Origin of the sequence: Crystallibacter permensis, from assembly GCF_025960875.1 — a bacterium.
In the GTDB taxonomy this organism is placed as follows: Bacteria; Actinomycetota; Actinomycetes; order Actinomycetales; family Micrococcaceae; genus Crystallibacter; species Crystallibacter permensis.
Genome location: NZ_JAODLR010000027.1, coordinates 1 through 17,255 on the forward strand (window position 1 = coordinate 1; position 17,255 = coordinate 17,255).

Annotated in this window: 17 protein-coding genes and 2 pseudogenes; 11 read left to right on the forward strand and 8 right to left on the reverse strand. The window is 60.2% G+C overall.

The genetic code is table 11. From position 1 onward, the window contains the following. Positions 1-62 precede the first annotated feature (62 nt). Positions 63-569 (reverse strand): FAD-dependent oxidoreductase, encoded by a 507-nt coding sequence (locus B0G38_RS20620; RefSeq protein WP_264671182.1) that lies wholly within the window; start codon positions 567-569, stop codon positions 63-65. 162 nt (positions 570-731) lie between these two features. On the opposite strand from B0G38_RS20620, the gene B0G38_RS20625 reads away from it, so the two are divergent. The 4 genes from B0G38_RS20625 (at position 732) to B0G38_RS20640 (ending at position 2,704) form a co-directional block, all read left to right on the forward strand. Next, positions 732-893, forward strand: coding sequence for a zinc transporter permease (locus B0G38_RS20625; protein ID WP_264671183.1), 162 nt, complete (start codon positions 732-734; stop codon positions 891-893). A gap of 33 nt (positions 894-926) precedes the next feature. Then, complete coding sequence (locus B0G38_RS20630; protein WP_264671184.1) at positions 927-1,229, forward strand: hypothetical protein; 303 nt, start codon at positions 927-929, stop codon at positions 1,227-1,229. A gap of 361 nt (positions 1,230-1,590) precedes the next feature. Beyond that, positions 1,591-2,013, forward strand: a complete 423-nt coding sequence (locus tag B0G38_RS20635; protein WP_264671185.1) for a four-helix bundle copper-binding protein — start codon at positions 1,591-1,593, stop codon at positions 2,011-2,013. A gap of 88 nt (positions 2,014-2,101) precedes the next feature. Further along, positions 2,102-2,704 carry a DUF305 domain-containing protein gene (locus B0G38_RS20640; protein ID WP_264671186.1) on the forward strand — a complete coding sequence of 201 codons (603 nt, stop codon included), beginning with the start codon at positions 2,102-2,104 and terminating at the stop codon, positions 2,702-2,704. A gap of 1,034 nt (positions 2,705-3,738) precedes the next feature. Here B0G38_RS20640 and B0G38_RS20645 read toward each other — a convergent pair. From B0G38_RS20645 to B0G38_RS20655, 3 genes are all read right to left on the reverse strand, one after another. Beyond that, a complete protein-coding gene (locus tag B0G38_RS20645) occupies positions 3,739-4,338 on the reverse strand; it encodes a DUF305 domain-containing protein (protein WP_236777393.1) in 600 nt (199 codons plus the stop codon). Positions 4,339-4,529: 191 nt separating this feature from the next. Further along, positions 4,530-4,937, reverse strand: coding sequence for a four-helix bundle copper-binding protein (locus B0G38_RS20650; RefSeq protein ID WP_264671187.1), 408 nt, complete (start codon positions 4,935-4,937; stop codon positions 4,530-4,532). Positions 4,938-5,192: 255 nt separating this feature from the next. Next, a complete protein-coding gene (locus tag B0G38_RS20655) occupies positions 5,193-5,651 on the reverse strand; it encodes a hypothetical protein (protein ID WP_264671188.1) in 459 nt (152 codons plus the stop codon). An 881-nt stretch (positions 5,652-6,532) separates the two neighbouring features. On the opposite strand from B0G38_RS20655, the gene B0G38_RS20660 reads away from it, so the two are divergent. From B0G38_RS20660 to B0G38_RS20685, 6 genes and pseudogenes are all read left to right on the forward strand, one after another. Further along, on the forward strand, positions 6,533-7,078 hold the full coding sequence (locus B0G38_RS20660; protein ID WP_413542100.1) for a DUF6932 family protein: 546 nt from the start codon (positions 6,533-6,535) through the stop codon (positions 7,076-7,078). Beyond that, positions 7,071-8,096: a hypothetical protein gene (locus B0G38_RS20665; protein ID WP_264671190.1), complete on the forward strand. Its 1,026-nt coding sequence runs from the start codon at positions 7,071-7,073 to the stop codon at positions 8,094-8,096. Before B0G38_RS20660 ends, B0G38_RS20665 begins: the two co-directional genes overlap by 8 nt. Continuing rightward, positions 8,093-8,971: a nucleotidyltransferase family protein gene (locus tag B0G38_RS20670; RefSeq protein WP_264671191.1), complete on the forward strand. Its 879-nt coding sequence runs from the start codon at positions 8,093-8,095 to the stop codon at positions 8,969-8,971. The genes B0G38_RS20665 and B0G38_RS20670 overlap by 4 nt, the downstream gene beginning before the upstream one ends. Positions 8,972-10,226: 1,255 nt before the next feature. Next, positions 10,227-11,903, forward strand: coding sequence for an IS21 family transposase (gene istA / locus B0G38_RS20675; protein ID WP_264671192.1), 1,677 nt, complete (start codon positions 10,227-10,229; stop codon positions 11,901-11,903). After that, positions 11,900-12,719 (forward strand): annotated as a pseudogene (istB, locus tag B0G38_RS20680) (IS21-like element helper ATPase IstB). The gene istA and the pseudogene istB overlap by 4 nt, the downstream one beginning before the upstream one ends. A gap of 117 nt (positions 12,720-12,836) precedes the next feature. After that, positions 12,837-12,977 (forward strand): annotated as a pseudogene (locus B0G38_RS20685) (IS5-like element ISMt1 family transposase); the annotation flags it as partial. Positions 12,978-12,987: 10 nt separating this feature from the next. Here the strand turns inward: B0G38_RS20685 and B0G38_RS20690 are convergent. After that, positions 12,988-13,311 carry a hypothetical protein gene (locus B0G38_RS20690; protein ID WP_264671193.1) on the reverse strand — a complete coding sequence of 108 codons (324 nt, stop codon included), beginning with the start codon at positions 13,309-13,311 and terminating at the stop codon, positions 12,988-12,990. Between the two features lie 262 nt (positions 13,312-13,573). On the opposite strand from B0G38_RS20690, the gene B0G38_RS20695 reads away from it, so the two are divergent. Beyond that, positions 13,574-14,143 (forward strand): hypothetical protein, encoded by a 570-nt coding sequence (locus B0G38_RS20695; protein ID WP_264671194.1) that lies wholly within the window; start codon positions 13,574-13,576, stop codon positions 14,141-14,143. Between the two features lie 517 nt (positions 14,144-14,660). On the opposite strand, the gene B0G38_RS20700 is transcribed toward B0G38_RS20695, so the two are convergent. The 3 genes from B0G38_RS20700 to B0G38_RS20710 form a co-directional block, all read right to left on the reverse strand. Next, entirely contained in the window at positions 14,661-15,668 is a 1,008-nt protein-coding gene (locus B0G38_RS20700) for a nucleotidyl transferase AbiEii/AbiGii toxin family protein (RefSeq protein WP_264671195.1), read from the reverse strand. After that, entirely contained in the window at positions 15,665-16,231 is a 567-nt protein-coding gene (locus tag B0G38_RS20705; protein WP_264671196.1) for a hypothetical protein, read from the reverse strand. Before B0G38_RS20705 ends, B0G38_RS20700 begins: the two co-directional genes overlap by 4 nt. 278 nt (positions 16,232-16,509) lie before the next feature. Next, on the reverse strand, positions 16,510-17,166 hold the full coding sequence (locus B0G38_RS20710; RefSeq protein WP_264671237.1) for a ScbR family autoregulator-binding transcription factor: 657 nt from the start codon (positions 17,164-17,166) through the stop codon (positions 16,510-16,512). Positions 17,167-17,255 lie beyond the last annotated feature (89 nt).

The window sequence follows — 17,255 nt, forward strand, 5'->3', positions numbered from 1 at the left end:
CAGCGAGGCCGGCCGATGCCTCCTGCCCGAAAACCAAAACCGCAGCCAGCCCCGAAAAACCATCAGGACCAACTGCGGATCGGTGGATCAAGGCTAAGCGTGACAGGAAGCCCAATCCTCTCCGCGACCCTGGCCTCAGCCTCGACGGCCTCTACTTCCTCAGACTGCTCGGCGTAGATCACGTGCGGATGTCCGCGTTCGAGCATGCAGTCGATGTTAAGGTCACGTTCAAGAGCGAGGATCTCCCCGAATCCGGCAACGTTCGCCTCCGCGTAGGCGGCTGCGGCATCGAACCCCAGCTTCTGCTCGATCTTCGAGTAAAGGGTTCCGTGACCATAGGTCACCTTCACGGTCGAATGCGTGGTCACCGAGCCAGCCAGACGTCTCGCCTCAACCACTGTCACCTTCAGTCCCGCGCGCTGGAGCAGGAGCGCGGTGGTGATCCCGGTGATGCCCGCTCCGAGGACCAGCACGTCAGATGCATCGTCCCGGAATCCTGTTGGCCCCAGTTCCGGTGGCGTCAGGGTGTCTACCCAGGGTGAGATATGGCGGCCGACAGGAAAGCTCACTTGTTGCTCCCTTTCTCAAGTGCTCCTCGCCCGAACTGGTAAGGCTACTTGTCATCAACACTACGCACGGGCCCCCGAAGCTGGCTAGAGGCATTGACCGCGATGAAGGACCGGGCCTAACGTCATTTACATATGGGGCGACAAACGAGGAGTGTGCGAATAATGAGCGAGACCGAGAGCGAGCACGGGGTGCATGAGTCCCACGGCGGGCACAAGCACGGTGATGAGTGCGGACACGAAAGCCGCCAGCACGGTGACCACCTCGATTATCTTCACGATGGTCATTGGCACGCGGAGCACGACGACCACTACGACGAGCATTAGTTCGTTGACGGCATACTCAGAGACTGCAGGCTCATGACTTCGGAGACCTTGCGGGGATACATTGTGGATCTGGCCTGCCTCCGCAGGTATCCGCACGCGGAGCTGCTCGACCGGGCGCGTCAGCATACCGTGGAATGCGCCGTGATGGGTCACTGCGTGGAAAGCGGGTACGCCCTCGTTGGTAACCAGGGCGAGCTGTTCCTTCTCGATACCGGCACCACCCCGCTCGTTCTTGCAGCACTGAAGCGTACCGCTCTCCGGGAGGGCGTAGCGCTGCAAAGCCGGCGCGAACTACAGGATGGCGAAATGAAGACGGTTGGGGTGGATCTCCTCTAGCCCCTTCTCCATCCGGTGGGGCGAGGGGAACAACGTGTTCGCGCCCTTCCTGCGACTCCCCGACCTCCAGGACCGGGCACGTGTCGATGCGCATGCTTTTGTGCTGGATGGGGTCATGCTTTCGACCAAGCCACAGGGCCGGATTTTCCCCCTTTCAAGCAACCGCTCCCACCAGCCCCGGGCGCCGCCCGGTTGCGGACCGGACAGCACCACCGTGAAAGCTTTTTCGAACCGCCCCCGCTCCGGCTTCATCAGCGGCATTGACCGCTGGAGCACTTGACGGAACAACGAATAGTAAGGTTACTGTGCTTAAGGACGGCCGGCGCCCGTCGGCCCGAAGCCCACGGATTGGAGCAGGATCATGACTCACATCACTTCGATGCTCGAAACATACCCGAAAAGCCTTGGCGAAGTGGACCGGCAGAAACTTGCAGAGTGCATTGCCGCGTGTTTTGAATGCGCCCAGGCCTGTACAGCCTGCGCCGATGCCTGCCTGTCCGAGGACATGGTGACGGAGCTGACCAAATGCATCCGGACCAACCTGGACTGCGCAGACATCTGCGCCGCTACCGGCAACATTCTTTCCCGTCATACCGGCTATGACGCCAACGTCACCAAAGCGGTGCTGGAAGCCTGCGCCGCAACCTGCAAAGCATGCGCCGATGAGTGTGAACGTCACGCCGGAATGCATGAACACTGCCGCGTCTGCGCTGAAGCATGCCGCCGCTGCGAAACAGCCTGCCAAGAATTGCTCGGATCCCTGGGCCGCGGAGCCACCGAGTAAAAACTCTTGGCGTTTATCAGGCGGGGACCGGCCAGGCGTCCCGGCCTCCCCAACTACACTCCCCCTAGTGACCGAAGGTACAGAAACCGTGCAGAAAAACAGGATCAGTAAGCGAATTCCCGCCGCGGCGGCGTCAGCCGTACTGGCACTAGGCGCAGTGGCAGGTACCGGAGCGGTTACCGCCCCTGCTGTTGCCGATGCGCCGGCCCAGAGCGAGGCTGCTGCCAGCTACGAGGTGGACTTTCTCAAGAACATGATCGACCACCACGCAATGGCAGTAGCGATGTCCCAGACCTGCCTGCAGAAAGCAACCCATCAGGAGCTGAAAGAACTGTGCCAATCCATTCTCGAAGCCCAGCAGCAGGAGATCGGCCAGATGCAGACCTGGCTGCAGGACTGGTATGGCATCACCTACGAACCCAAAATGAGCGAAGGCGATATGCGCTCCATGGACAGGTTCGAAAACTACACAGGCGCCGAGTACGAAATCCGGTTCATGCAGTCCATGATCCGCCACCACTGGTCCGCCGTCCGCGAAGCGGACGAATGCCTTGAATCGGCCGAACACGTCGAGTTGATCGAACTGTGCTCGAACATTCGAGAAACCCAGCTGACCGAAATAAGCCAGATGCAGACCTGGCTGGAACAATGGTACGACCGCAGTGGCGGACGGCCGGCAGCCACAACCTGAATTCGAAGGCCGCCGGACCTACGGTTTGCCGCTTTCATCCCCGATAGCGGCAAACCATAGGTCCCTGCCCACCCTCCTGCGAATCACCAAGAGGCTTTCGATGGCGCCCCTCGTCCCTCAATAAGGGATGAGGGGGCACTGAACGTCCCGACCTTGCCGTCCATGTGGACGGAGAGGCTGGCCACGGCGAAGTTTTGGTACGCCTGCCTCCTCTGACCGGAATTCCGGTTCCACAAGTGTCGGGCCAAAAGGCCTCGTACCGGCTGCGTCCGAATCGGTGCCAGTCTGGTGCCGGCACAGGACAACACGCATGGCCAGCAGGATGTTACCTACAATATCGGCAGGTTGAGGACCTGGAGCAGTCCTATCGTTTGCTTCAGCATTCTGCGCACGCGTAAGTCAATGACGGGCCAACCGGCCACATGCGGACGCCGGTCACGCTGGCATAACTGACTGTCTCGAACTCGTCGTCGCGTCCTCAGACGAGTCGGGTCGGAACAATCGCCGCTTTGAGCGCGGGTAGCAGCCCAAGTGTGTATTTGGAGTCCGCGGCAGCGGCCATCGCGATCCAGGACCGGTCCCCTGCCGGACTCTGCCAAGGGGAGAAGTAATCTTCCAGCTCATCACGGGGCAGTTCCCTGGCAACAGTACGTAGGGTGGCTTCACCGGACCGCGACGAAGAGGAAAAGCATCAAGAAACCCGCTCAATGTGGCCGGAGCACCCGCTCAGAGCCGAGGTGTTCTATTATTGCTGGTACTTCATCGAGCGGCACAACCCCCAACGCCGCCGCCTGTCAACGAACCCACAACACTTGGCGACAACGTCACCGCAGAAGCGCCAGCCGCGCGACCGGCTCGCCCAATTTCATTTCATAAGACCCTCAAAGCTCGGCGAATCGCATCTGATGCATTCGACGGCGATCGGTAAGGGTAGCCAACAACTCCCTGTTCCGAGTCACTTAGTCTCGCAATTTCTGGGCACCTTTTTCTCCTGTTGAGATCATGGCAGCCGGCTCACTGGGGGCAATTTCTTCTCAATCCGTGGGACATTGGCGTTCTGCTGGCTCCTGATAGTCGGGGACTGACCGGGCTTCTGCCTCTTGGGCCGTCGCGGCCACTCCATTGCGTTGGATGTCTTCGATCAGCCAGTCCATCTCGAAGATCTCCCGGCGCTGCGCCTCGCTGATCTCGACCGCCAGCTGGCATACCCGCACGTCGGCGAGTTCGGCGCGCTCGGATCGGGTGATGGCCAGCGAGTGGTGCGGGATCATCGAGCTCATGAACCCTGTGTCCTGCACCGTGGTCTGGCTGCGGTCAAGGAACACTCCGCTGCCGAGGAGCAGGAGGCTGATTACGACCACGGCCACGTTCGCCTTCGTGTTCCGGTACATGTTCAGCATCCAGGCGAGCATGATCAGGCCCATGGTCCCGCCCATCGTGAGCGCCATGAACATCCGGCTCTCGCTCCAGCGCACATGACCCCACTCGTAGGAGCCGACGAACATGGCCGCGTACATCACCACCATCGCCGTCAGGATCATCGCCCCGAAGCGCAGGTACATCTTCATGGCGTCGCGGGACTGGTGCTCAACGTGACCCTGTCCGTTCTTCTTGTCTTTTTCCGTGTTCGACACAGAACTGCTCCTTCTCTTATCCGTGGCGCTTCGCTCTACTGCCTGCAGCCGCAGCGTGCCCGCACCGGGCCTGATTATTCTGCTTTGTCTTATGTCTTTCGTTCACGTTCATGTTTTGGTTCCGGCCGCCGGGTGAGGGGGCGTCCCCCTGGGGACATCCCGGTACCGCCGCAGGCCGTGCGCGGGCGAGGTCAGCCCAGAGAGCCCAGCAGCTCCGCACAGGCCTGTTCACAGCGGCGGCAGGCCTGGGCGCAGACGCGACAGTGGTCGTGCCTGGAGGCGTGTTGTTCGCATTCGTCGGCGCAGGCCTTGCAGACAGTCCGGCAGGCTTCCAGGACGGCGCGGGTGACATTGGCGTCGTACCCGGTGTGGCGGGACAGCGTGTTGCCGGTCGTGACGCAGATGTCGGCGCAGTCGAGATTGGTGCGGATGCACTTGGTCAGATCGGCAACCACGTCTTCGCTGAGGCATGCATCCGCGCAGGCCGTGCAAGTCTGCGCGCATTCGAAGCAGGCCCGGATGCACTCGACGAGTCTTGCCTTGTCGATGTTTCCCAGGTCGTTGGGGTACGTGTCGAGCATTGTCTGTACGTGTGTCATTGTGCTTCTCCGTTTCATTTGGTTGCCGCCAGCGGAGGGATCCCGGCCCTCCGCTGTCCCTATAAGGGGCGTCCTGGTGTTGCGACTCCGGCCCGTCGTCCTGTTCCGGATCTGCGCAGGGGCAGCCTTTACTGCCGCCCAGTGTTCCGCACACGAAAGACCGGGCAGGCGGCCTGACGTTATCGTGCGCCGGACGCGCTTCTTTGCCGGGGCCCACTCGATCGGCCACGGCCTTGTGGCAGGGCGCGGAGCGGTTTAGGTACGGCTGATCGACAGTTGGATGAGGGATGGGGCCGGCGGAGCCGGGCCGGCGTTTACCGGCGACTGCAAGGACTCGAGCAGGAGCGAGTGGGTCGGCACAGGCGTAGTCACGCCCGCAGGCTGATGCTCTTCGGGACGCTGGGCGGCTGCTTCAGTGGCCGACGAAACGTGGTGTGAAAAGCAGTAGTGGCGGTGGTCTCCGCCATGAGGCGCCGGGTCCGCCGTGATGAGCACGGGTTCGACGCCCCGGCCCGTTCCAGGTTTTACATGAGGGTCATGCCCGGCTGCCGCTGCCGGCTCCGCAACAACCCGGTCGCCGGCATCCGGATGCCCGGTGACGCACACGGACACCACGCTCGCAACGAGGAGCGTTAGGGCAAAACCGGCGAAAATGCTTCCCCAGGACCGCATCCGGTGAAGCATCGCTGCAGCGCGTCTCGTAACCCGGATCATGATCCTTCCATTGGGACGAACATGTGTGGCCCACACTACCTATGGTGTGCAGGTCCGGCTACCCCTGCGTCGACATCAGAGACGCCTGCGCGGTTCTCCGCAGCGGAGCTGGTGTTGCTTCTTCTCTCATCGTTGAACCACCATCTTTCGCGATACGCAATCGATGGACAGCCTGTCAGGGCTGGATCCGGCCAACAATAACAACGAGTCCGAGTGCCCCACGGCGATGCACGGTGCTTATCTGGCACAGGGACGGTGTCGGTGACGGTCGAAAAGTCGCTTGACCATAACGACAGTCTATTGTCGAGCCTTCGTGTTGGGCGCGTAATCGCTTGACTCCGGAATAGCCGTTTACTCAGGCCAAGGACAAATGAAGTCCCCATTCCGAACAGGGCGGGCACCATGAAGTGCGTTCGGGTTGCTACCCCACGGCTGCGCCGGATCTCTAGCCCTTACCCTCGTTTTTTCTGGGTCGCACAGATCAGAAACAGCGCCTGCCGGTCGTGTTCTGCATGATGCAAACGTCTCCCTGCGGCCATCGGCACCTCCGGAGTAGGACTGCTCTCCTTGTCTGCTTCAGCGCGCTGTCCCGAGGACCGATCGACTGAGGTAACACGCAGTGCTCTTTGTCCATCGGCATCTCGAGGAGCGTCCGATAGACCGACTTCCGAAGCGCTGGCGGAAGGTCCTGCACGAGCGGCGGCGGTTTCCGGGAAACTCTGGCGCCGGAAGGCCCCTGCGCCAAACCCAATCTGCCGCACTTTATGATGTGACGGTTGAAGGGACGGGATGTCTACCGCTGCACGAGGGTAACCAGTGGGAAGATGGCCGAGCCATCATGAATCAGTCGTCGAGGATTCCCAAGCGGAGTCCGGAAGAGGATGCAGGGACTGCAATTGCTTAAACTTGTTGGGGGGCCGGGAAGCCATCGAGTACTCCCGGTGGGCGTTCACCGCATAGGAATGTCCCATTTTCTAGACAACTTCGTACGTGGCCAGCCAGACGAGCAGCACAGGCTTGGGTTGATGAAAGACTTCATCGACTACATGCAGATTCTCAGAGGCCACGGCTTGCACATCGACACGTGCCTCGTCGACGGCAGCTTCGTGACCAGCAAGCAGTACCCCGCGGACCTGGACTGCACACCGTTGATTGATGGTGGCCGGTCAACTCCGGCAGCCGGGATACTGGGCAGCATCCACGACCAGTGGATCAGCCCGGGAGGCCGCTACAAAAAAGTCCCGGTTCTAGGCCTGGGCCGAACGGTGAAACTCGATGTCTACGGCATTGTCAGGATTCCGCAGGAGCATCGAAACCACATGTTTGGGACTGAAGCCGAACAGAAGTGGGGAAAGTTCTGGCAGATGGCCAAAGGGCACGGCACGGATGCGGTCAAAGGAAGCGTGGAGGTGAGCCTGGATGACTGACCGAGATACCGGATTATCGGCCTTTCTGCGCGATGTTGAAAATCTTCTCCACGACTACGAGGTGAACTCCTCCGACGACTGGATGACGCGGTCGAACCGCGAAAGCATGGCCGGATTGCAGGCGAATCTTGAGTCGGTATGGCTGGAATCCCGTAAAGGCATTCGTGCCCGCTTCCACCAAGGTGCCGTTCAGGGCCATGCAGGGCCCGCAAACCAGTTGCTCAAAGCTGTCCTGGCCCTCAACGAAACAGTTGTGGCCTTGGTGAATAAAACCCTGGACAAGCCCTATACGACAATCGATGACAATGTGCGCGGCCGGCTCGGCCTGTGGGCCATTCCAGCAACAAAAGGTTCCTTTATCATGGAACTCATCTGCCCGCCTACCGGGGACGTGGAACCCAGAGCCAATGCAAAACCCATTGACGGACAGACGACAGTTCCGGAGCTTGACGACATGGTCGTACCCGGGGCTGACGCAGTCGACCAGGTCATGGGCGTACTCCACGAGTTGCTGGACTCGAGCAAAGGCAAGGTCCTCCAGCTGGAGGAGAAACTCATCGATCTTGGCGCCCACGCCACGACACAACTCGGAAAATTTGCCGACCGCTGCAGTGAACTCGGGGTATCGGTCGACGTCGACGACCGGACACAGCAGAACAAGCCCCTGGTCATCCGCCCCCAAGATGCGAGGCTGCTCAAAGGAACCATCAGAACTCTCGGCCTGGAGGAGGAACCCCTCGTCATTGAAGGCGAATGGCTAACCAGCAGCAAGATCCGTGGCGTCTTTGACATCCGGGACAAGGACGGCATCGTCAGGAACGGAACGGTTCCCAAAACACTGATGGCGGACTCCGTGGCCGCTTTGGAGAAGTACGTCCAAGCTCAGATCAGAGTCATCCACAAGGGCGGACCTGATGGCCAGGCGCGCATGGTTCTTGAGAAGGTGACAGTCCTGGCAGATTCGGTCCCCGCAGACTTCTATACCGCGGTGAAGAAAGAACCCGGTACTGACGCATGACAGCCGGCAACCTGCCTTTCGCCCTCGCGCCCCGGCCGCTCGGATCGAAAGCCCTCCGCCGTCTGGGAGAAGCCATCCGGGACGGCAGCCTCAACGAAGACCACATCGACAGCTACGACGAGGTTATGGCCTGGTACAACGACCTTGCCGAAGGAGTACATGAGATTCTGGAACACCACGACTGGAGTGAAATCTTGCCCACCTGCACGCCGAAAGTCACATCGCGGTCGAAAACCATCGACACCTTACGCGAAAAACTGCAGCGGGACCACAATACTCCCTTCGGCAATATCCAGGACGTTGCAGGGGTCCGGGTTGAGGCTCCGATGACATTGCACGACCAGGTAAACGTAGCTGCTGAAGTTGCCAGAATATTCGGCCACGCAGACGACTGCATCCGCGATCTGCGTACCACGCCGCACAGCGGCTACCGGGCAGTTCACGTTTGGCTACGGGATCCAGGGCGGGTGGAAATTCAGGTGCGCACACGCCTGCAGGGCGCCTGGGCCAACATGTATGAACGCGCGGCCGACTACATTGGCCGGTACATTCGGTACGGGGAGCTGCCTTCAGACCCGGAGACGCGACAAGCGATCGAAGAACTTCAGGACATATCGCTGACGCATATCAAAGATCTTGAGGAGATTTTGACGCTGCTGGCCGAGCTTCAGAGCGACCACCAACGTGCCCTGAGCTACGCCGAACAGGTCTTCGTCTCCCCCGCACGGGTCCCGCCCGATGTCGCTCGCCAGCTCAGAGACCAGGATGACAAGGTCAAGGAGTTTGAATCCAAGATTGAAAAAGCGCAGAATGGGATGCTACGCAACGTAGAGTCGCTGCAGAACCTGTTCGAATCATTCAAGAAGGAGCACTAGGGAATGTCCGGGTACCTCATACAGTACAACCGCCGTACCGGTCGCTCCGACGTTCAGGAGTTCCCCGGTGCTGACGGCTCCCGACAGGCTATGCGGATGCGCCTTCGCCTGGAACGGGAACGCCTCGACGAGGACGTCGAAATCGCCTCCATTAACGCAGCTTCCCTGGAGAGCCTGCAGGCCACTCATTCACGGTACTTTGGCCGAGCGGATTTTCACGGAAACGTGCCAACACCAGCGTAACCAGCCCACTTGAACGACGGTGGCGGCTGCCCCTTATCGGGCAGCCGCCACCGTCATATGCTGTGGACATTCACCGGCTAACGGCAAAAGAGGTTGGGACGTGCCACATGCAACTGGGCTGCCTTTACGTTGGGCACAAGTGATCAGGGGCGACGTACCCCCAGCCATGCGGTTGTACCCGCTGCGACTTTTTGCTGCGAGGTTCTTTTGTCGCTTAGGGATAGCAATCGGCTGCTGATCCCAGCTTGTGAATCAAGGCAGCAGAATGGAGCCTACCGTCCTGCTTGAAGCCGCCCGGCCAGCAACTCGTTTTTTAGAAGTACTCGTTCGGGTTTGCCAGTGCGGAAAGCATAAATCCAGCGGCAATGACGAGGGGAAGTAAACTCTGCACGGCGAAGGGCCACCAATTTGCCCCCGCGCCACGGCTTTGGCGGCATGACCTTGTCAGGAGGAAAGACAGCGTGGCCAAGGGCAGGAATACTGCCCCAAAGATCAGGACGGCGATGAGAAGTTCACCTTCGTAGCAGCCTGATCCATATCCTGTCTCGGGTGTGCACTGCATCCGGTTGGGATAGTAACCCAGCGCTGCGCCGAAAAGTGCAGCAGGCGGAGCACTGAGAAGCGCGCCCGCTAAGCTGACAAGAGCCGTCGCAATCCGGTCTCTCCGTGTCTCCCGCCAGATCGCCCGACCCAAATCCCGCTCCTTTTCCGAGGGATCCCCCGAAATAGGATCACGCTGTAGCCGAAATATGAGCATCTCATTCTTGCTGTCGCGTAATTGTGTCGGCGACCACGCGAAACTTCCGCCTGGCGGCCATTCCAAATCAACGGCTAAGCAGATGGTTCGAGCCCCTTGGTTAGAGGAGTGGCTGTGACAGGTTTAGATGGCCCCGGTAAGACGGTTATTTCTGGCCCCAATTTGTGACTCGCCGGGCACTTGTGACGGTTATTTGTGGCCCCACCTTCAACGTTGGATCCATCAGTGGATGGATGCGGCGGAAGGTTGGGCTGGATGGAGTCGAGAGTGGAGTTGTTCGCACGGATCCGAAGGGACGCCCGGCTCGAGGGCCTATCGATTCGTGCGTTGGCTGTCCGGCACGAGGTTCACAGAAGAACGGTGAGGCAGGCTCTGGATTCAGCGGCCCCGCCGGAACGTAAACCGAGACAAGGTGTGTCCTGGAGGCTGGAGCTATTCAAGACTGCGATCGACGCGATGCTGGTCGAGGATACAACGGCACCGAGGAAGCAGCGTCACACTGCCCGCAGGATACTGGCCCGGCTCATTGAAGAGCACGGTGCGCAGGAGCTGTCGTATTCCACGGTGCGTGACTACGTCAGGGTCCGCCGGGCCCAGATCGATGTTGAGGCCGGCCGCCGGATGGAGGTATTCGTTCCGCAGGAACACGCGCCGGGGGCCGAGGCCGAGGTGGACTTCGGCGAGGTCTGGGTGGTCCTGAACGGGGTGAAGACGAAGTGCCACATGTTCGTCTTCCGGTTGTCCCACTCGGGCAAGGCTATCCACCGGAATTACCCGACCCAGGCCCAGGAAGCCTTTTTGGAAGGCCACATCGAAGCGTTCAACAAGATCGGCGGCGTGCCGGTCAAGCACATCCGCTATGACAATCTCACCAGCGCTGTCAAGGCTGTGGTGTTCGGCCAGGGCCGGCAACGCCAGGAAAACGACCGCTGGGTGTTGTTCCGTTCCCACTATGGTTTTGATTCTTTCTATTGCCAGCCAGGGATCGCAGGGGCGCACGAGAAAGGCGGTGTTGAGGGCGAGGTGGGCTGGTTCCGTCGCAACAGGCTCTCCCCAATGCCCCTCGCCGACTCTCTGGATGAGCTCAACGACCGGATCAGACGATGGGAGGCCCGGGACGACCGCCGGCGGATCAATGACAGGATCCGCACCATCGGCCAGGACTTCGAGGCCGAACGGCCGTTCCTGGCACCGTTGCCGGTGGAGGAGTTTGATCCTGGGCTGGTGCTGAATCCCAGGGTTGATAGGTCTTCGATGGTCACGGTGCGGATGGTGAAGTACTCCGTGCCTGCCCGGTTCATCGGCAGGAGGGTCCGGGTCTCGCTGCGGGCGTCAGAGGTTCTGGTCTTCGACGGCCGTACCGTTGCTGCCAGGCATCAGCGGATTGCCGCCAAACGCGGGCAGTCGGTGCAGCTGGACCACTATCTTGAGGTCCTCAAAACCAAACCCGGTGCCCTTCCCGGCTCTACCGCCCTGGCCCGTGCCCGCGAGTCGGGAGCGTTTACCAGCGCCCATGAGGCGTTCTGGGCTGCCTCCCGCCGGGTCAACGGAGATGCCGACGGCACCCGGGAACTCATCGATGTCCTGCTGCTCCACCGCTCGATGGACGCCGGAGACATCCAAGCGGGGATCACCGCGGCACTGGGAGTGGGCGCCGTCAGCGCCGACGTCGTCGCTGTCGAAGCCCGCAGAAACGCGTCGGTTTCGTCCGGGGGTGGGGCCGGTTCGGACCGTCATCGCGGTGCTCATGCTGAAGTGAAAGTGCACCGGGTTGTCAGTCTCACCCAGCGCCGGCTCATGGACCCCGATGCCGTCATCGCAGGGCTGCCTCCGGATGCCCGGCCCCTGCCGTCGGTGAGTGCTTATGACGAGCTGCTGGCCAGACGTACCGAACATCCTGCAGGATCCGCGTCGAAGGAGAACATCTCATGAGCCCCATCGCTCCGGCTACGACCATCACACCTACTTTGCGTCGGCGCCGCGGCCTGACCGAGCAGGCCGCGGTCGCGGCCGTGGACCAGGCATGCCGCCGGCTGCGCCTGCCCACCGTCCGCGCGGTCCTGGACGAAGCCCTGGCCATCGCGGGGAAGGAACAGCTGACCTACCAGGGCTTCCTGGCTGAGCTGTTGCTTGCCGAGTGTGATGACCGGGACCGGCGTTCATCGATCCGCCGCGTCAAGGCAGCCGGGTTTCCCCGGGACAAGTGGCTGGGCGATTTCGATTTCGACGCTAACCCGAACATCAAACCCCGCAACGATTCATACGCTGGCGACTGGTGACTGGATCCATAAAGGCGCGCCCCTGTGTCTGATCGGTGACTCGGGCACCGGCAAATCCCACCTGCTTATCGGGCTCGGCACCGCGGCCGCGGAGAAGGGTTACCGGGTCAAATACACCTTGGCCACGCGGCTGGTGAACGAACTCGTCGAGGCCGCCGATGAGAAGGTCCTTGCCAAAACCATCGCCCGTTACGGGCGCGTGGACCTGCTGTGTATTGATGAGCTGGGCTATATGGAGCTGGACCGCCGGGGCGCTGAACTCCTCTTCCAGGTCCTGACCGAGCGCGAGGAGAAGAACTCCATCGCCATCGCGAGCAACGAATCGTTCTCCGGTTGGACCAAGACCTTCACCGATCCCAGGTTGTGCGCAGCGATCGTGGACCGCCTGACCTTCAACGGAGCCATCATCGAAACCGGCACGGACTCATACCGCCTCGCCCACACCAAGGCGCAGCAGGCCGCTGGATAGCATAGAGGCGAAGTGTCTTTCTGCATGGAACACAGACTTGGAGCCGTCCCGATCTAGCCACTGTCCGTAGGCGTAACACTGCCTTCCTTGTGCTACACCTATTTACTCAATCAAAAACGCAACACCGTCGAACGCAGTTTCAACTGGCTCAAGCACTGGGACGGTATCGCCACCCGCTACGACAAATACGCCACGACATTCTTTGGCGGCGTCCTGCTCAGCGCAATGATCACATTCCACCGCGTCCCCAAATATTAATAGACAGAACCTAAGCGAGCACTACTGCAGCGCCAACTGCGATGCCGACCCAACCCAGGAAAATCGCTCCCTCGCCAAAGCGTGCGAGCCCTGCGCTGGCTGGCGAATAGGGTCGCGCAGTGGAAAACATTTGCGCCCCCTTGCCGCATACGGCAATCACCGCCGAAGCGATGCAGATGAAGACTGGGCCGGGGTGCGTCAGTTCCAAAACAGCCCAGGCGAGCAGAAGCGTGACCACGGTGGCAATGGCAACTGTCGCAGGGATCCCCGGCTTGCTGGGCCCTCGATCTCCGCTTGGGTTCGAAGGTGCGGTGTTCGGTTTGGACTGCTGCATTGTTTGTTCCTCCCATGTATGGGGACACGGAAATTTATACCACCGAGTATTCCATAGTGCAGTCAAAGAATTGTAACGCCAAAATAACGTTCTGAGGATTTCAAGATAAAAAATAACGTTCTAAGAATTTTGAGATAAAGAAGCGTCCGGAGTCTTTACGTACAGATTTCACTACTGAATTATGGCCCGTAGGTTGCACGGTTCATCAGCAGCCGCTCGCACCGTCAAAATACAGTCTCTGCACGCACAAGAGGGGAATCACATGTCAGCTCTATCCAGAACGCTGTCAGCGCTAATGACGGCTGGGCTTCTCGCAGTATCGATGGCGGCACCCGCCTCAGCAGCAACGAAGGAAGCCGAACAGCCAGCATTGGACTGTTGGGTCCAGTACGAAACGGGGGAAAACCATTGCGTTAAGCAAGGGGAAGGCCTGAATGCCGCTGTCCTCAATCTTTACGACAAGAGAATCGTGGAAGACGGAGATGAGGCCGCCCAGTACCGTGATGGTTCATCAGTTCAGGCTACCTACATTCTCGGTACCGTCTACATCGATCAAGACTACGGCGGCACCTCGGTTACATTCACCACGAGCATCTCCACCACCTGCAATACGCACTCTTTTAGGTGGCCGGAGCTAACCGACGTCAGATGGAGTGACTACTGGTCGGGGTACGCGAACGACGACATCGAATCATTTGTCCTGGGTCCCAACTGTAAAATTGGCCTGTGGGCCGATACTTACTACAACGGCTCTTACTACGACTCGGCTACAAACAGGTCGACACTCGGCTGGATGAATAACCAGGCATCCTCGCTCTGGTTTACGGGTTAGTCGCCCGTCCGTGTTGGAGCCTCCCTCCCGCTCTAGATTGTGGGAAGGGGGCTCCAGCTTTGTCCGCAGCGGTGCCCTAGGTGTATTGACCAGTGAGGTTGCGTACGCGGGCCGCCGACGGAGGCCCTCGTAGTGAAATGTGGCCTCGGTGATGATTGTAGTGGTGCTACCAGTCATCGAAGGCAGCCATGCGTTCGGACTCCTACCGGACGATCCCAATAGTTGGATTCGGGCGGCTTCCAACCTTTTCCCGTGAGTGTCGCAGGTATAACCAGTCCCCGACGCGGAAACGGCTAATAGAGTGGGGGCGGGAGCAGCAACACTGATCTCCCTTTTGAGAGGTGTGCCTGTCCCGTTGTCGCTAAGCAGAGAAGCGGCAGAAGGGCCTCCTGGAGCGCGAAACCAGGAGGCCCTTCGGGCGAAAGTGTGTCCAGGCCTCGAGCACTCAGCTGCCCTGTGATTCGTCAGGTGGGGCCAGTTTCAACCGTCCTACCGGGGCCAAATAGGGTTGACATAGTCAGAGGAGGTGCGCCGCTTTTTGAACAGTCATCAGGCAATCAGTCAGGCTGGGCTGCTCGCCGTAGATCAGGCCAGTCGCCAGTTCGTAGGATTTTTCCATCTCCAACAGGAGATCAGGCGTCGGCTGGAATGCAGGGCTGTGCGCGTACCCTCCATCCGGTCTGGGGGTAAAGGAAAATCCTGCCGCAGCGCTGTGGCCATCGATGTCTTCGATCAGCCCGGCGCTGCCGTCCGGCCCGATCCCAATCAGCAACTGCAGGACGTCCGCGTTGGACAGGAGTCGATGGATGTCGTAGAAGTGGCGCCCGCCCCTCATAAGAGCGCTATGCGCCGTGGCGTCGGGCATCCGTGAGACGGCGTCGTGCACGGCGGAGATCTTCTCGAGCAGGGTCCGCTCCGGCGACAAGACATTCACGGTGAAAGGCTCGAATTCCTGCCAGGCTGATTCGAGCTCCCCCAGCACTTCGACAGCATAATCGGCCACCATGGATCGGAGCCTGTGGACCTGGAGCGGGAAGTCGCCGCCTCGGGTGCCCATCTCCAGCAGCACGCCCTCCGAAGCCACACCGGATTCGAAGGAACCGGGATAGTGGTAGCGCATGTGGCGCTTGACACCCTTGGTTGGCGCGCCGGAAACCCTACGGTCCTGGGGGTCGATTCCGAGGTGTTCGCCAACGTCATGGCACACTGCCTTGAGGATCTTGTCCTTGGCGCCGGGAGAGCAGTTCTCCGGGAAGACGACCAGCAGATCAACGTCCTCCGAGAACCGCTCGATGAGGTTGTAGGCCCTGCTGAGACTGGTACCGCCCTTGAAGACGAAAGTCACCGGCACCAGCCGCTGCGACTTGTCGGCGATGACCCTGTCCTTGACGGCTGCACGGAGGACTTCGGTGACCCAAAAGTCCTTTTCCACGAATGCCTGCGGCAGCCTGAAGTGGAGAGCCGCCCCGTCTACCAGTGCTTCCAGATCATCTGGGCTATCCCGCAAGCGGTAGGCGTCGATCACGCTGCGATGCTTTCGGCCAGATGCTCAAACCTGGTTCGCACTGCTGGCGAGCTTTCCCCCGGGACGGCCTCAGCTATCCGGCCCAGGCGGACTTCACCCTTATCAACCGCGTTCCTGGCAGCTGAAACGAGGGAATCCCACCCCGACTCGACGGTGGACGGTTCGCGCAGAACCTCCAGTAAAGCGATCTCGAGGAATGAGAGGCCTCGCCGGCGCCCGTTGTTACGCTTATGCAGCTTCACGCCGTCAATGCCTTGTTTCAGCGGACCGGAAACGGCAAGCTCGACTTTAGCCGGCACCTGTGTGGTGAGTCCGAATGCCCGCGCGGCTGAATACCCCGCAGGGCCAATACCCTCGACACCGAGCACTTTCAAGGCAACCTCCAGAACACCAGGCCGCGCCATGCCGTATCGGGTCTTCGGACCTTTGAAATAGAGCCCCCGGGAACAATGCACAACGTCACCACGCTTGGCCGCCCGGGAAAGCGCATTGCGGGCGGCCGTGGGAGAACCAGGAAGATCCTTGGCCCTCACGAAGGAGCGAACCGGGAGTTCCTCCAACACTTGGCCGGGCGTTTTCGTTGAAGTGCTCATGACACAAAATCGTACCGAGTTTGTCGCACGTCGGCAAGCAAGCCGCCGTTGTTTCGGCCGGGAAGAATGGCTTCTGGTGCGGCTAGGACTCGGGCACGATCGAAACCAGTAGTTCACTACCTTTGGACCGCAGAACGAGACCATCAGCGGGCTGAGGACGCCGCCTTGGTGAATTCCCCCGCTTAGGCTGAAGACATCGGCCCCTGCTCGCTGCAGGCTTCGGCGCCATCTCCCCAGAACTCCGACACTCAGTGTTCCGTTTCGGCCTGACAATTCCTGGGTATCAGATCCACCAGCCGCCCGATCCGGTCTGGCGATATGTCACGCAGAATTCCAGGCAGAAGGATCTGCCACATATCCCTAATGCGTTCCATGACATCTTCCCTGCCCGTCCGCACATCCGACACCATTTGAACGCCGGTAAAGGAAGCCACCACGAATTTCGCCAGGACGGACGGGGCAACGCCCTCCCTGATCGTTCCATCAGTTAAGGCTTGGGTGGCCAGATTTTCCATCACCCTGATCCAGTCTTCATAGGGCTCGTGAACCGAACGGCCGAAAGAAGAGGCCTCGAACGTGAGCCGGATGCCTGCCCTGACCACGGGATCATGGAGGAGCCTGTGACCGAACTCCCGGCACATAACAATCATGGCATCAAGAGGCGGACGCCCCTCCTGCAGGACCGTCAGTCCGTCGTGGACGACGAGCCGGTGCTGTTCCTCGATGACGGCCTTGGCGAGATCCTGTTTGGAAGCGAAATGGAAGTACAGGGCTGCCTTTGTCACCTGGGCACGCTCCGCTACCTGGATGAGGCTGGCGCGCCCGTAGCCGCTCTTTTCGAACACTTCCGCGGCCCCGGCGATAATCGTTTGCCGGGTTGCACATGAGCGATTCTGCACCGCCACGATCAATACCTCATTCCTGTGTGACCTCATGGAGCACGAATATCGAACAATAACAGCAGCCACACGAGAAGCCTGTGCCCGAATCCGGT

Bases quoted from the DNA above. Each gene is read 5' to 3' on its own strand.
- B0G38_RS20625 (WP_264671183.1), top strand. From the start codon at position 732: ATGAGCGAGACCGAGAGCGAGCACGGGGTGCATGAGTCCCACGGCGGG.
- B0G38_RS20630 (WP_264671184.1), top strand. From the start codon at position 927: ATGACTTCGGAGACCTTGCGGGGATACATTGTGGATCTGGCCTGCCTC.
- B0G38_RS20635 (WP_264671185.1), top strand. From the start codon at position 1,591: ATGACTCACATCACTTCGATGCTCGAAACATACCCGAAAAGCCTTGGC.
- B0G38_RS20650 (WP_264671187.1), bottom strand. From the start codon at position 4,937: ATGACACACGTACAGACAATGCTCGACACGTACCCCAACGACCTGGGA.
- B0G38_RS20655 (WP_264671188.1), bottom strand. From the start codon at position 5,651: ATGATCCGGGTTACGAGACGCGCTGCAGCGATGCTTCACCGGATGCGG.
- B0G38_RS20660 (WP_413542100.1), top strand. From the start codon at position 6,533: ATGCAGGGACTGCAATTGCTTAAACTTGTTGGGGGGCCGGGAAGCCAT.
- B0G38_RS20665 (WP_264671190.1), top strand. From the start codon at position 7,071: ATGACTGACCGAGATACCGGATTATCGGCCTTTCTGCGCGATGTTGAA.
- B0G38_RS20670 (WP_264671191.1), top strand. From the start codon at position 8,093: ATGACAGCCGGCAACCTGCCTTTCGCCCTCGCGCCCCGGCCGCTCGGA.
- istA (WP_264671192.1), top strand. From the start codon at position 10,227: ATGGAGTCGAGAGTGGAGTTGTTCGCACGGATCCGAAGGGACGCCCGG.
- B0G38_RS20690 (WP_264671193.1), bottom strand. From the start codon at position 13,311: ATGCAGCAGTCCAAACCGAACACCGCACCTTCGAACCCAAGCGGAGAT.
- B0G38_RS20695 (WP_264671194.1), top strand. From the start codon at position 13,574: ATGTCAGCTCTATCCAGAACGCTGTCAGCGCTAATGACGGCTGGGCTT.